At 38.9% G+C, this 14142-nt stretch carries 15 protein-coding genes and 1 tRNA gene; 4 read left to right on the top strand and 12 right to left on the bottom strand.

What is annotated here, in order from left to right; genetic code table 11:
- Nucleotides 1-100: 100 nt before the first annotated feature.
- A complete protein-coding gene (gene rnhA, locus AQF98_RS00670) occupies nucleotides 101-559 on the bottom strand; it encodes a ribonuclease HI (protein ID WP_055129989.1) in 459 nt (152 codons plus the stop codon).
- Nucleotides 560-675: 116 nt separating this feature from the next.
- Complete coding sequence (locus AQF98_RS00665) at nucleotides 676-3912, bottom strand: S41 family peptidase (RefSeq protein ID WP_055129988.1); 3237 nt, start codon at nucleotides 3910-3912, stop codon at nucleotides 676-678.
- A gap of 416 nt (nucleotides 3913-4328) precedes the next feature.
- On the opposite strand from AQF98_RS00665, the gene AQF98_RS00660 reads away from it, so the two are divergent.
- The 4 genes from AQF98_RS00660 (at nucleotide 4329) to AQF98_RS00650 (ending at nucleotide 6318) form a co-directional block, all read left to right on the top strand.
- Nucleotides 4329-4402 (top strand) — tRNA-His (locus tag AQF98_RS00660).
- 82 nt (nucleotides 4403-4484) lie between these two features.
- Nucleotides 4485-5723 (top strand): phage integrase SAM-like domain-containing protein, encoded by a 1239-nt coding sequence (locus tag AQF98_RS21770; RefSeq protein ID WP_082434861.1) that lies wholly within the window; start codon nucleotides 4485-4487, stop codon nucleotides 5721-5723.
- Between the two features lie 31 nt (nucleotides 5724-5754).
- A complete protein-coding gene (locus AQF98_RS00655; protein ID WP_055129987.1) occupies nucleotides 5755-5964 on the top strand; it encodes a hypothetical protein in 210 nt (69 codons plus the stop codon).
- The gene (locus AQF98_RS00650) at nucleotides 5965-6318 is read left to right on the top strand and encodes a hypothetical protein (RefSeq protein ID WP_055129986.1); all 354 of its coding nucleotides are present in this window, start codon (nucleotides 5965-5967) and stop codon (nucleotides 6316-6318) included.
- 6 nt (nucleotides 6319-6324) lie between these two features.
- On the opposite strand, the gene AQF98_RS00645 is transcribed toward AQF98_RS00650, so the two are convergent.
- The 10 genes from AQF98_RS00645 to AQF98_RS00600 all read right to left on the bottom strand — a co-directional run bounded on the left by AQF98_RS00645 (nucleotide 6325) and on the right by AQF98_RS00600 (nucleotide 14141).
- The gene (locus AQF98_RS00645) at nucleotides 6325-6537 is read right to left on the bottom strand and encodes a hypothetical protein (protein ID WP_055129985.1); all 213 of its coding nucleotides are present in this window, start codon (nucleotides 6535-6537) and stop codon (nucleotides 6325-6327) included.
- 10 nt (nucleotides 6538-6547) lie between these two features.
- Nucleotides 6548-7243, bottom strand: a complete 696-nt coding sequence (locus tag AQF98_RS00640; protein ID WP_055129984.1) for an SOS response-associated peptidase — start codon at nucleotides 7241-7243, stop codon at nucleotides 6548-6550.
- Between the two features lie 2 nt (nucleotides 7244-7245).
- On the bottom strand, nucleotides 7246-8490 hold the full coding sequence (locus tag AQF98_RS00635; RefSeq protein ID WP_055129983.1) for a Y-family DNA polymerase: 1245 nt from the start codon (nucleotides 8488-8490) through the stop codon (nucleotides 7246-7248).
- A 3-nt stretch (nucleotides 8491-8493) separates the two neighbouring features.
- Complete coding sequence (locus AQF98_RS00630; RefSeq protein ID WP_152969600.1) at nucleotides 8494-8913, bottom strand: LexA family transcriptional regulator; 420 nt, start codon at nucleotides 8911-8913, stop codon at nucleotides 8494-8496.
- A 136-nt stretch (nucleotides 8914-9049) separates the two neighbouring features.
- Nucleotides 9050-9577, bottom strand: coding sequence for a hypothetical protein (locus tag AQF98_RS00625; protein ID WP_152969599.1), 528 nt, complete (start codon nucleotides 9575-9577; stop codon nucleotides 9050-9052).
- Nucleotides 9543-10088, bottom strand: coding sequence for a hypothetical protein (locus tag AQF98_RS00620; protein ID WP_055129980.1), 546 nt, complete (start codon nucleotides 10086-10088; stop codon nucleotides 9543-9545). The genes AQF98_RS00625 and AQF98_RS00620 overlap by 35 nt, the downstream gene beginning before the upstream one ends.
- Complete coding sequence (locus AQF98_RS00615) at nucleotides 10088-10555, bottom strand: M15 family metallopeptidase (RefSeq protein WP_055129979.1); 468 nt, start codon at nucleotides 10553-10555, stop codon at nucleotides 10088-10090. Before AQF98_RS00615 ends, AQF98_RS00620 begins: the two co-directional genes overlap by 1 nt.
- A 201-nt stretch (nucleotides 10556-10756) precedes the next feature.
- Nucleotides 10757-12730, bottom strand: a complete 1974-nt coding sequence (locus tag AQF98_RS00610; RefSeq protein ID WP_055129978.1) for a GDSL-type esterase/lipase family protein — start codon at nucleotides 12728-12730, stop codon at nucleotides 10757-10759.
- Entirely contained in the window at nucleotides 12730-13692 is a 963-nt protein-coding gene (locus AQF98_RS00605) for a phage tail protein (RefSeq protein ID WP_055129977.1), read from the bottom strand. The genes AQF98_RS00610 and AQF98_RS00605 overlap by 1 nt, the downstream gene beginning before the upstream one ends.
- 2 nt (nucleotides 13693-13694) lie before the next feature.
- Complete coding sequence (locus tag AQF98_RS00600; protein ID WP_055129976.1) at nucleotides 13695-14141, bottom strand: hypothetical protein; 447 nt, start codon at nucleotides 14139-14141, stop codon at nucleotides 13695-13697.
- Between the last annotated feature and the right edge of the window lies 1 nt (nucleotide 14142).

Here is a 14142-nt window from a genome sequence, read left to right as displayed (position 1 = left end):
CTAACTTATAACTTACTACTAAAACAACTTTTTACTTTTAACCTTGAACTTTAAACTTACTACTTAGCACTTACTACTTTAAACTTTTTACTTTTAATCTTTAACTTCTCTCTGCTTCAAAAAAGGCATCTATGCCTAATTCTGCTCGGTTTTGGGAGGCGGCTACGGCCAGGCGATCGCAACGTTCGTTTTCGGGATGGTCGTTATGGCCCTTGATCCAAATGAATTTGATCTGGTGGAGTTTATGTTGGGCCAAATATTGGATCCATAGGTCTTTGTTTTTTTTGCCCTGAAATCCTTTTTTTACCCAGCCAAATACCCAAGCTTTTTCTACAGAATCGACCACATATTTAGAATCTGAATAAATGGTAACCTGTTGTCCGGGATTTTTTAAGGCTTTCAGACCTTCAATTACCGCCAACAACTCCATTCTGTTATTGGTGGTCATCCGAAAACCACCACTCAGTTCTTTGTAATGTGCACCGGCACGCAAAATAACCCCATAGCCACCAGGGCCCGGATTGCCACTTGCTGCACCGTCTGTGTAGATTTGTATCATAACTGCTGGCAAAGCTAAGTTTTATTGACCATACTCGCATAGCGATGTGGAAAAGATCAAACCAAAAAGCCCGAATTTTGAAGATTCGGGCTTTTCTTTTAGTGTATCAATTTGACTTATTTTACTGTTTTCAGTAATTCGGCAATGGCCACCTGTAATTGTTGGTCTTTTCCATTGTCAATTTGGCCAGGCATATTTTTAACTTGGATATCTGGTTTGGTTTCGTTGTTCTCTAACCATTGTCCAGCTTTATTTTTGGCGCTGATGGGTACAGAACCCCAAGTGGTGCCATCAGGTAAACCTTCCCAACCTGCAAAACTACAAGTACCCGGTACTGGCATGCCTACTGTTTTTCCAATGCCCAGATCTGTATAACCACAAGAGAAACAATGTCCGTCGCTATAATTGGCTTCGTTAAACATGGCCAAAGTTGGCTTGGTCCATCTAAAGGTTGGCTCAAAACCTACCGAACGTTGTGCAGTGGCATAATCTAAGAATTTCTGACCAGTAAAGAACATCGCTAAATCAGATACTAAATCGCCACCACCATTGAAACGGGTATCAACGATTACGGCTTTGCGATCAGAAAATTTACCCATCATTTCTTCATAAACGCTGCGGTAAGGACCATCGCTCATGCCCGGAATATGTACATAACCCAATTGTCCTTTACTTAAACTATCTACTTCAGCTTGGTTAATTTTAACCCAACGTTTGTACAACAATTGGTTTTCGGCACCCAAACTAATCGGTTTAATGGTTACCTGCTGTCTTTCTTTGGTTTTTGGGTCTATAACTTCAATTAAAGTAAACTGGTCTGCTTTTCGGTTCAAGTATTTAGCTACATCTTGGTTGGCTTCAATCAATTGTCCATCAATTTTTTCGATGATCATTCCAGCTTTTACCTTCATGTTCGCTCTGTCTAATGGACCACCAGAGAGGATTTCATCGATCAAGATGCCATCACCTTGATGTTTGTAGCTGGCAATGATGCCCAATGATGCCGTAGCATCTGCATTTGGAATACTTCTGCTGTAACGGGCACCAGAGTGCGATACGTTCAATTCGCCCAATAACTCAGAAAGCATTTCGGCAAATTCGTAGCTATTGCCAATATGTGGTAAGTATTTGGCATAGGCTGGCTTTAGGGCATCCCAATCTGCACCGTGCATATCTGGTGTATAGAACATCCCTTTATTGCGTAACCACACGTGCTCAAACATGTAAGCTCTTTCGGCTGCGCCATCTATTTGTACTTCGCCTTCAATATTGATCTGGTCGCGTTTGTTGTTGTCTGTATTGATTTTGGCAATACGGCCACCACTCAATAAGTAGAGATTTTTCTGTGCCTTATCCCATACCAAGCTGCCACCCATACCATCTAAAGGAATTTCCATTTTGGTTTCTTTGGTACGTAAATTGGTGCTCCATAAATTGGTGCCTTTTTCGAAACTGGCCAAATAATATAGCTTTTCCCCATCTTTTGACAAGGCTGCATCACTTAAAGAAGAAGAATGGATGGTCAATCTCGATTTTCTGTTGTCCAATCCATCCCAATCGAATACAACGGTCGAATCTGGTTTTACAGGTTTAGCTTTCGGATCTTTAACCTCCTTTTTAGCCGCTTCGTCTTTGGCTTTTTTCTCTGCAGCTTCTACATCTTTTAATAGGGCGAAATCATCTTTGCTGAGGTTAAAACGATCCCAGCTGTCTTTGGTTAAAAACATACTGTACACATCTCTTTGCGAAGAACCACTGTTGGCATGCGCTTTCATTCCGTCTCTATTGCTAAACCAGATCAATTGTTTGCCGCCATTTACCCATTTGGCATTCCCATCACCATAACCACTTTTGGTTAAGTTCTTCATAGGTTCTTTGCCATTGGCATCTAGTAAAACTACCTCACCGTTAGACATGGTAGGTTTGTACGTAGCCAATAACCATTTGCTATCTGGGCTCCAGGTAAAATATTGGTCGCCATCTTGCATGTAAAAAAGCTGATCAGGCGTTAACAAGGTTACCGTTTGTTTATTGCCCAGTTCCATTACCTTTAAAGTACGGCGGTTCTCTATAAAAGCTATCTTTTTGCCATCTGGCGATAGCGTTGGCATATAATTGTCGTTATTGTTGCTCACTACTGGTTTTTCTTCCAATAGGGTAGCTGCGAAAAAGTAAGGTTCTTCCTTGCGCACTTTTCTGGTTTCGTAAATGCGCCATTTGCCCTCACGTTCACTGGCGTACACTACCGATTTGCCATCGGGAGCAAATTCTACGAAACGTTCTTGCGCAGGTGTATTGGTTAACCTTTTGGTCATTTTGCCATCTACCGAAGTAATGAATACTTCACCACGGGCAATAAAGGCTACTTCTTTGCCATCGGGCGATATCGACATTTCTCTTACCCCACCATTAATGGTGACAAAAGCATCGTTGTTCGATTTTTCTTGGGTATTGATCACCACATTCAGTTTTTGTGGACTGGCTCCTGGTTTAAGCGTGTACAATTCGCCATCGTAACCGAAAGACAAAGTGCCATTGTTGGAGGCACTCAAAAAGCGAACCGGGAAGGTTTTGAATTTGGTAATTTGTTCGCTCTTCGCCTTTTCTTTTAAAGGCATTTTGTGGATATTGAAATTGCCACTTTCCTCGCTTAAATAATACATGCTTTGCTCATTATCTGTAAAAACAGGATTTCTGTTCTCGCCATAAAAGCTGGTAAGTTGGGTATGTTTGTCTGTTTTTTTATCGTACAGCCAAATGTTGCGGGCAATGGCCGATTTGTGGTGTTTGCGCCATTCGTTTTCTCCACCTTTTTTATCATGGTAGAGCATGGTATTGCCATCTTTACTGCTTTGCACGGCTTCGGCTGGGATGGTAAACACTTGAGTGATACCGCCACCATTAACAGGTACGCTATAAAGTTCTGGTTGTGAGCCTGTAGGGAATTGACGGTGGTTAACCGCATCTTGTCTCACTCCGCCAAAAATAACCGATTTGTTATCTGCCGAAAAACTAAATGGAACTTCATTGGTAGAGTGGTAGGTGAGGCGTTTGGCCGGACCACCATTGGCATCCATCACAAAAATATCGAAATTGCCATATCGGTCTGAGGCGAAAGCAATCTGTTTACCGTCTTTGCTCCATTGCGGCATGTAATCGTGCGCTTCGTGGTAGGTGAGTTGCTGTGCATTGCCACCAGTGCTGGCTACACGGTACAAATCGCCTTTATAGGTAAAGGCAATGGTGGTACCATCGGGCGAAATAGTTGGGTATCGCATCCATTGCGGTTTTTCTTGCGCCATGATGGTGGTGTGCAATAGAAGACCGAGCGATAGTGTCAATAGTTTCTTCATTAGTTTTAGGTTGTTATCTGATTGTAAAAATAGGTTTTATATTATTTTAAATAAAACTTCTTCGCTACCGCGGGTCCTACTTTTTCCAGTAGCTGAAAAAGTAGGCAAAAAAGCCACGGCTGCGTCCTGTTCTATTAAAATGGTTGGTAAGGCTAATTGCTGCCTGCCGAACAGGCCAAGGCCGATTTTAGCTTAACGGAGAGGGTCTGCTCTGGCTTGACATGAGTTCAAACAAAGTCCCCATCCACGTGCAAGTTAAATAATAAAATATTAAATACACAAAGTTGCATTTAAAATGAGTTAATTTTTTATTAAATCTATTGTAAGTTAAACGATTAAGTGTTTTTAATAGAGAAATGATAAAAATATTTGCAGGGAAATAGAAAAATCGTACTTTTGTGACACTAAAAAATACGGTGGTTGTAGCTCAGTTGGTTAGAGTATTGGTTTGTGGTGCCGAGGGTCGTGGGTTCGAGCCCCATCAGCCACCCGTAGATGAAAAGCAGTCCTTAGGGGCTGCTTTTTTCATAAAGGGACACAACGGGGACACAATTAAAAAAGCGATATCTAAAATGCAGCCACCCTCTAAACCGCAGTTGAACACAGATAATCCTACAAAATGGTATATCTGGTGGAACCATGATGTGCCATTCCCCTTATGGAATAACCATCCCCGAAAAAGGATACGGATCAAGAAGTACGACAACATCAACCGATTTAAGGGCGATGAACGGTTAAAGTACGCTAAACTTAGGCTTAAGGTATGGGAGTATGTACTGAAACATTCTTTTTATAATCCTTTTGAAGCCGAACTTAACGAACTTAACTCTATCAAAGCAGAAATCAAGGCCGTAGAGTTGAAAATTGAAAAGGCCGTTGTTGAAGCGGATGAGAAATTAAAAGGCAATACCAATATCATTAAGGCGTTGGATCTTTACATGGATAGTAGGATAGAGCGTATTAATAATACAAATTCTCTTTCTACCCATAGGGGCGTTATAAAGTGGTTCACTAAATTCCTTACAGAAAAACAACTTTTACACCTGAAGGTAAGCGAGATAAAGCGACAGCATATTGCAGATGCGCTGCTATTTACAAAAAAGGATAGGGAGTGGGGCCCAACTACCTACAATAGCCATGTTGAACTTATCATGACGGTATTCAACTGGTTCGAAAAAGAAGAATACATCGTTAAGAACCCTGCATCTGGCAAGATTGATAAAGTAAGGGCCATTGTTGGAATTCATAAATGGTATCCAAAGGAAATAGCGACACCACTAAAGAAATATATGTTAGATACTGGCGAAAACCTCCTTTATAATGCTTGTGCGTTTACCTACCACCTATGTGTCAGGAGCCAACAAGAACTATTAAAGATGAAGGTGGCGGACATTGACTTTAACCTAAAGCGTGTGCGCTTCAGAAAGGAGATCACAAAGAATGGACGTGAGGCTTTTAGGGACTTTACCCCTGATTTCGAAAAAATAGTGGAATCCATGAACATCAAACAACTACCTGGAGAGTGGTATATCTTTGGGTCTGGAGGGAAGCCTTCGATTAAAATGGCTGGTAAAAACTCACTGGCCAGAATTTATAAGGAGATCAAGGATACCAATAACCTACCGGAAGAATACACAATCTATAGTTGGAAACACACTAGGGTAATCCATGAAATGATGAAGAAAACCAGTCCTTATGAGATACAACATATCTGTAGGCACTCAAGTCTTACCGAAACTGAAAAATATATGCGTGGCTTTGATATCAGTTTGAATAAGGTTTATAACCCAGAGGACCTGAAATTTAATTAACCAACCATATAATAAAGATTAAATTTGCAGAATGACTATCCAAGAACTTGAAAACTGGTTTAAAAATGTAGAGCTACCAGCTACTCCTATAATGCTTTTACCTGGCACTACGATTACCGATGTTGACAAATTCCTAGAAAGCCATTTTATACCTCTTAGGGCAAACCCAAATGCTTTATCCAGCAAACCGATTTGGGACCGTTTATTTGCTTTTAAGTTGCTTATTGAGTCTAATTTATAAATGGAACACGCATATAAATTTCAGTTAATTGAGAATCTAAAACCTATCTACGGTAACAGAGGATGGTCGATTTCGATTAGTCGTTTAGACCTAGATGAAATCATCTTCACATTGCCTATTGGAGAAGATGTTAAATTTATCGCAGATAATTTATATTCTGTACTTGATGGATTACCTGAAATTGATCATCCAAAAGAACGAGTTAGATTTGTATTTATTCTTGATGGTGACGAATACCATAATTGCCAGATTAGGCTAATTAACCCGAATTCTGAAGACCATAAATTTATCGCAATGGGGCCTGAAAGATTTGTTACCCTTGATGAATACAAAAATTATCAGTCAAAGAAATAGTGCTAACTACATATCATGTTCCTCAATCAGCTCACCAATCTGCTGCGCATAATCATTAGCTATTTTTTCTGAGTGTGTACTCCAGGTAATACCATTATCACCCAATATAGGGGTAATTACTCCTAAATATTGGCCATCTTCAAAAACTTCATAATCCTCTGAATCCAGCGGCCTAACTGTGATTACTTTCCCTAATAGTTCTATTTCGAATGATTCCATAAATTATTTTTTATTCATCTGTATTTAATGGCATTATTAGACCGATATCGTTATTTGGTTTATCAGTTCTGTCCACTCTATTTACCCTAATACTGACCCTAGTCTTTTTCATTTCTGAATCAGGATATGGAACACACAAAGTTAACAGTTGTGCAGGAGATATGTTTTTATCTATCCACATCTTCTCTCTATTCCTTGGTAGAATAACTGGCATTCTTGGTTTTTCATAATGTATCTCGGCAAGCATTTTGTTAGCCACAGTTGTCATAATTCCATAAGAACGATGTTTTTCATTTGTCTCAGGATCTTTCCATTCACTCCAAAGTCCAGCAAAACAGAAAGTCTTTCTTTTTGTGGTAAACCACCATGGTAACTTTTCAGGCTTTGCATTGAACCATTCATAAAATCCATCAGCAATAATAAGGCAGGTTTTATGGTTTACAATTAATGGTCTGTACATCCTAGATGTTAGGACATCTTCGCTTCTTATATTCCATGTATCATAGGTCAATGCAAGACTTTCTGCCCAATAAGGCACAATTCCAAACCTCATGTGTTGGATTATTTCAGGTTCATCTGATGTAATAACTAATCCTTTTAACGTTGGGGCCAGATTAAAGTGAGGTTCCCATTCACCAACCAGCTTTAATGGATGTGCATTTAAAATCTCCTTATCATCAGCAGAAAGTGTATATCTAACACACATAACTATTTAGTTTTTATGATATCATCCCAATTGGTCGTATATTCTGGGCTGAGGAAGTCTCGCCTCAATGTCCATCTTTGTTTTGTCCCTTCAGTGGCAATCTTAATGGTACCAGCACCAAAATGCATGTTTACCTTATCCATTATCTGACTTAGCTTATCGTATTTAATACCGTCGAATTTGTCAAAAATATTGAGCTGCACCTCATTCTGAGGTATCAATCCAGTCGCCATCACTTCAACCTTTTGGAACAAATAACCTCTCAAATATATTTTTTTTAATCCAAAAAGTGCAGCTTTTATTATATCATTTGTATTGTTTACCGGATGAGCTAATGGAACAGTAATAGATGGATAGCATTGAGGATGGCTTGGATTGAAGCGATTTGTAAGCAGTCTAACTGACAACACGGTAGCGCACCTGGCTTCTCTTCTCAACTTCATCGCAAGTCTTGAGGCATAACTTGCAGTCGCTTCCTGTAGTTCGACATAATCGCCTGTCATTTTTCCGAAAGCCCTACTAGTACACATCCCCTTCTTGGGATCAAGACTTAGCTTTAGAGGTATGCAGCTTTCACCCCATAATTCCCTCCACATCCTTACTCCAACAATCGTTAAATTCTTTTGGACCCAATCAATTGGTAATTGCCTTAATTGCTCAGCAGTCTTTATATCCATTGAGATAAGCTTGTTTGCATATTGCCTACCAATTCCCCAAAGGTCCTCTACCGGATAGTCAATTAGTATTTTTGATATCTTTTCATCGGAATCAAGAACCATTACACCATTACCCTTTTTTGCCTTTTTATTCGCAACCTTGGCCAAAACTTTTGTCGGTGCAACTCCCAGGCTTATAGGTATACCTGTGTTTGTTACTACAGAGGTTCTTATTTCAGTTGCATAATCCTGTAGATTATCAAATCCTTTTAGGTTAAGGAAACATTCATCAATACTATAAACTTCTACTTCTGGGGTAAACCTTGCAAGATTGGTCATTACACGGGCGCTTATATCGCCATAAAGTGTATAATGACTGCTGAAAACTGCAATATTATTTTCCTTTATGATATCCTTGATCTGAAAATAAGGGGCGCCCATAACAATCCCAATCTCCTTTGCTTCATTGCTCCTAGCAATAACGCATCCATCATTATTACTTAAAACAACAACAGGAACACCAATATATTTTGGTCTGAAAAGACGCTCACAGCTTGCGTAAAAATTATTGCAGTCGGCAAGGGCAATCATATATTAAATATTATGGGGTGAACAAGTCCATGTTACCGATCCAAAAACTGTAATATCCTTGCCCGTTATATTTATACATGCACCCATTGAATCATTAATGCAAAGAAACGTACCAGAGTTCCTGACACAAAGTTTTCTTGTAAGCCATTCATCATCAACGCAACATACTACAATATTCCCAGACCTTACCTTTACCGATTTGTCTACAACAATGATGCTCCCCTTCCTAATTCCAAAGTATTTCATCTGATCATCATCTGCCTCAAAATAAAAAGTATTTATCGGATCATTGACAATACGCTGGGCTATGTGCAGCCGTCGTTGCTTGTAATCTTCAGCAGGACTAACAAAACCAGATACTTTACCCGGGTCAGGCAACGTATCAATAAATTCGTTTCTTGGTATTTCTATCTGTCTGATCATGGCAATTATTATTAAAATTTGAGCCAACAATATTACTAATATTTTTAGCAAAATGTTTTAACAAATTTTAAACATTCGAATCAGGAATGCTTTTAAAACAAAAAAGCCTCTCAATAACGAGAGGCATGTAGTTTCTTTACCTTGTCTTCCACCAGCACCAGATTGAACACACAGCGACCAGTATTAGTGCAATGTATACCCATATACCAATGCCTTTTTTGTTTTCGACTTCTTTATGTTTTTCTTTGATCAGACTATCAACAACCTTGTTGGCTGTTTTTTCAATTCGGTTTAATGTTTCCTTTAATGAGGACTTTTCCTTTTCAACAATTTTTTCGATTTCCAGCTTACTTTTGTCGACCTTATCAGTTATCGTTGTAGTCGTAGTCCGTTCAACAACAACACCGTCTTTAAAGACTTCCTTTACCTGTGTCGTAACATCTTTTTGGGTAACGTCTTTTTGATCGGTGGACTTGGTCACTTCCTTTTCCATTGACTGTTCATTTTCAATTGATGAACTATCAACTTTTAAGGTTGTGTTCTCTTTGATCACAACATTGGCCAGGTACTTATCTATATTGGCTTTGCGAGTACCGCAACTGGCAAATAACACACCAATCAGTAAAAGGCTACTCAGTTTCATTAATCTTATCTGCTTCTGCATCTTTCTTTGTTTTAAATAAATCGTTCAGGTCGCCATTACGTTCAAAATTATATAGTCGCTGCATTATAAACTCAGGTGGATATTTCCCATTGCTCAGTATATAGCAGTTCTTGAATACCTTGGATGTCGGGTACATCAACGTGGTAACCTGTATGAGAACCTTGAATATCTCCCCCACTATGTTTGCCCCTGCAGTATATCTAAGCATTTCGAGCATGATATAGACCATGCAGACAACGAAAATCATCATGCAGTTTCTGGCGAAGAAAAGCTTAAAATCAAAAGTCTTATACTTAAGATGTTTCACGGCTCCTACAATCATGTTGACAAGAATTGCTATGCAGATGAATGTTCCAAATTGCTTGTTCTCCTTGAACCACCAATCAGCCATATCAAGCAGATATGCCAATGGAGCAATCTTCAATACCACACCGCTCATAAACTGTAACCTTCCCCAGACAGATGAGCTGTGGTCAGCCGCCAATATCAGGCTGTATAAAAGCCTCTTCATTAGCTGGCAATCTCAAAATGCATCCAGTCGTAGTTCTTTTCCCTGCCCAATGAAAGGAACCCATGCTTATAAAAGATATCGATCATAGGTTTATATTCTGGGCGGGCAAACCTGGCTGTTTTTGATGTCTCCTTCAATTGGTTTCTATCAGGGTCTAGGTCAATTGCCGTACCCCAACTATGACGGCTAAGCGTTGTTTCGCTGCCCCTCATCAACCTGTAGTTGAAACAGCCCCCATATCTATCAATCCCCAATTCATGGATTTTATCTACGCCATAATAGGTCAATAGCTCATTGAATACCGCTAACAGATTATTTGCAATCAACTTATGACATTGTATCCTCGTAACCTTTTCATTGCTCCATGATGTATATAATGGGAAAGGCAAAGTTATGGTTGTAAGATAACCAGCTCCTGTTTTGTTCGGCTCTCCATATTTCCTATTAAGTTCTACTGTAGTTATCATATTTTATTGTTTAACTTTGAGGTCCAATTGAATTTTCCAGTACCAACTACTATAAATCCATCAATTTCGAAACTTTTAATGCAAATAATATTTTAAGGATTAGTATTTTTAATATGTATTATCCTTCCTGTTTTAGTTATTGTCATAATCGTTTTGTTAATAGATGCTCCTATGAAATTTATTTAAGCTCGAATTACTATACTATATAAGCACTTCTTTTACTACCTCACTCAAACTATTCCCTATTATCAATTGTAGTGCAGTGGTTGGATGAGTACCATCACTATACCACTCGGTATCTTCAGGGTCTTGGGTTTCTTCTATTGCGTAAGCATCATGTATTGCATTGGCGATTTCTAAGCCATTCGTTCTAATTCTAGTATTCAAGTCTAAAAGGTCTGCAAGCATTTCTGCGTCCGATAATTCTCCAATAGACATTAAAACAGTTTGCAAAACGATTTTAAATCCGGCGTTTCTCATCAAAGAACAGATTTCAACAATGTTGCTCCAAATATCTTCTATATTATCGCCACTAGTAAGGTCATTACGACCTATCATAAGAGTATATATATTATTAACCCTGACATCGAACAAATCGGGTGTAGGGGTTCCGTAAATAGGGTCGCGCGTAATCCTGCTCAATACATCTCCTGTTCTTGATCCATTAACTGCATAGTTTGTGATTTGTGAAGGATATCCATCTGCTCGCAAAATATTGCCTAATACCGTTGTATAACCACCTGTTGAGCCAGAACCATAAGTGATTGAATCACCCTCTGTTACAACTAAATCAGGAATTCTTAGAAGAAAATTCTGACTAAAATATTCAGTGATTGACCTTCTTTCTAAACCAGTTAGTTTTTTGTCGTAAACAAATATTCTCTGTATATCCTGGTTAAGCCCATCCTTTAGTGAACCGCCAATCCTATGACGAAGTGTCGGCGGTAAAAAGGCAGATTCGTTTTCATTTAATATCCGGCCAAAATTGTCGTAGTATTTTTTTCCATAGATGGAAAATTCACATATTTCTAGCTCCCAAAAAGGAGTGGTTGAACTCATGCCTACCTCTAAAGCTGCCGTTGGCGGCGTATGCATCGCCTTATGATAGTTGTTCCAGTCAGTAAAGAGACCATAGCCATCGTCCGTCAGATATGTTCCATTAAAATTGCCATTATGGAAAGTGCAAAGATCACCACCCGTTTGTTCACCTATCCTACGAATTATAAAGAGAGTTACTTCTTCAGCAGATGGTATTAGGGCTGGACCATCTAGGTATTTCCTGCCCTCAAATTTGGCATATGGAGCATCCAGCAATCCCCCTGTTTCGATTAGTGATGGCCTGTTATCAGGGTTTGGCTGTAAAACTACAATTTCATTGACATTATCTATAGCAGAGGCAATGCCTCCGCCTGTGGCTTCTGCAGAGGCGAAATCCATATCGTATACAAGTCCATCAATATCTGACAAATCATTGATGATGTAAGAGGAAACTAACGCAGTAGCTACATTTGAAATCACGCTTCCCTCCGAATTAGTAATGATAACCTTATATAGCCCGGCATCTTCTATTTGGACATTACTAAGGGTTAATAAATTAGAAGTTTTTCCGGTCATTAGTATATTATTTTTATACCACTGGAAAGACATTGATGTGCTAGAAGAAGCCGTAACGCTTAATAACAAATCCCCACCTATTTCAACAGTTGTGTTAACTGGTTGAGAAGTAATAATTGGAATAGCGATGATCTCAACATAGGCAGTGCTATTTTTCAATGCCTCGCTTGCGTAATTAATCCCAATAGCTTTTATTCTTACTTCCAACTTGTTTACAGCTATGTTTTTGTTTGGTAACTGGATTGGATTTTGCGTTACCTCTAAATAGGATGTAAAACTTTGACCAGTTTCCTGATATCGATATTGATAATTAGATAAAGCAGAATATTCTGGATTTACAGTAAAGCCAAAAGTAAATACTTGAGCATCTACAACACCAGCAGTTGGAGCGTCAGGTGTGACCGGAATTTCTCCATCACTAGATCTAACCAACTCTATTGTTTTGGTGATTATAATACCAAGTTGAGCACCTGTCAGTTTTGGTGTTCTTGGAGTGGTTAAATATTCTGAAACAACATCTTTTAAATCCTGTATTGTTTCAATGTTATTTATGTCTGCCATTATACTTTAATTAAAGGTAAAAGACCAATGTTTTTTGGTCTGGTTTCCAAACCACCAGCATCATCCGTTCTACGATTTATATAGCTGTATTCATTTGGACCAGTTAAATCGGTAGATAATCTTTTCGTGTAATGGTCTGATTGTCTTGGATCACCCGGGTTTTGAAGCGGACTTCCGCTTACATGATTATGTAACTTGAATTCATCTGGTTCAAAACCACCTGGCAGTTCTGTCATTCTTCCAATATCAATACCAGCTCCTAAATCAAGACCTCTAATAAACATGCTTCTTAAATCTGGAAGCCTGAAAGTTGAAGAACCATTGCCGGAACTGAAGAAACCCTTATTGCCAGGTATTCCGTTCCAATCGGCATCCGTAATTAAGCTGCTACCTAATGTTTGAGCGAATTCCCATAAACGAGGGTAGTCAGCTCTATTTATCGCAGCACCATTACAGACAAGTGTGTTTTGTCTTTGCTTATAATCAAAGAATGTGCTTCCAACATCTTTAAGGTTACCCATATATTCACGGACTAACCATTTATCTCCTATCCAGACTAGTTCAATAGTTTCACCAGCAGCCAAATAGATGTTAGATTTATTAACTACATCAAACCTTAGTGTTCCAGAAACAGTAACATTAAAAAGTGAATTATTCTGGATACATGCTTTTATTCCGGTAAGCGACACATCTATACTAGGTAGCGTTAATTGAATGGTAGCTGAACCATTGACAAGAATTAGCTTATTTATAATTTCGGCATATATCAATGTTTTGGTAGCGGTAACTAAAGTAAGGTCGCTATGAAAGCCACGTTGCGAGTTCTTGAGCCATAAAGTACGGTTTGCCAATTCTCTTGCTTGACGGTTTGAAATGCCTTCAATACCCCCGCGAACCAAATCTATTTCTTCGATCAGGTAAATTCCTGCTTCCCAATTATTTTCTTCTGGTAATGTTGACATAATTATGAATTAATAGTTACGGTCCAAGTTCCAACCAATGACACTGCATCGGTCTTTACGATTTCAGATCTTACTTTTCTTGCAAATAGTACGTTGTCGACATTAAGCAGTCCAAACTCCCTAATTGTCATACCGTTTGCTTCGCTATCGAGTATAGTCCATTCAAACCTGGTGGAATTTGAAGTTGGATAGGTAACTCCGGTTAAGGATTTACTGAACACGTCGGTTAGCGAACTATTCCCAAGTGCTGGTGAAGTACCGTTTGTACCAACTGCTATTTTGGTGATAGGCTTACCCGCAGCATTACCACCCAATAGCTTTGCTATATTGGAATGGCCAAGTGTAAGAACAAGATTGTTCTCCTTAAATTTTTCAAGGCATTTACCAGTACGTTTGTCAATAATTTGCAAACTGAAACTACCAGTTGCTTTAATTCCATCTTTTGCCATT

The sequence above is a fragment of the Pedobacter sp. Hv1 genome (assembly GCF_001412215.1).
Taxonomy (GTDB): Bacteria; Bacteroidota; Bacteroidia; order Sphingobacteriales; family Sphingobacteriaceae; genus Pedobacter.
Note: the sequence above shows the minus strand (reverse complement) of the source record. Positions and strands in the feature narration are given on the sequence as shown.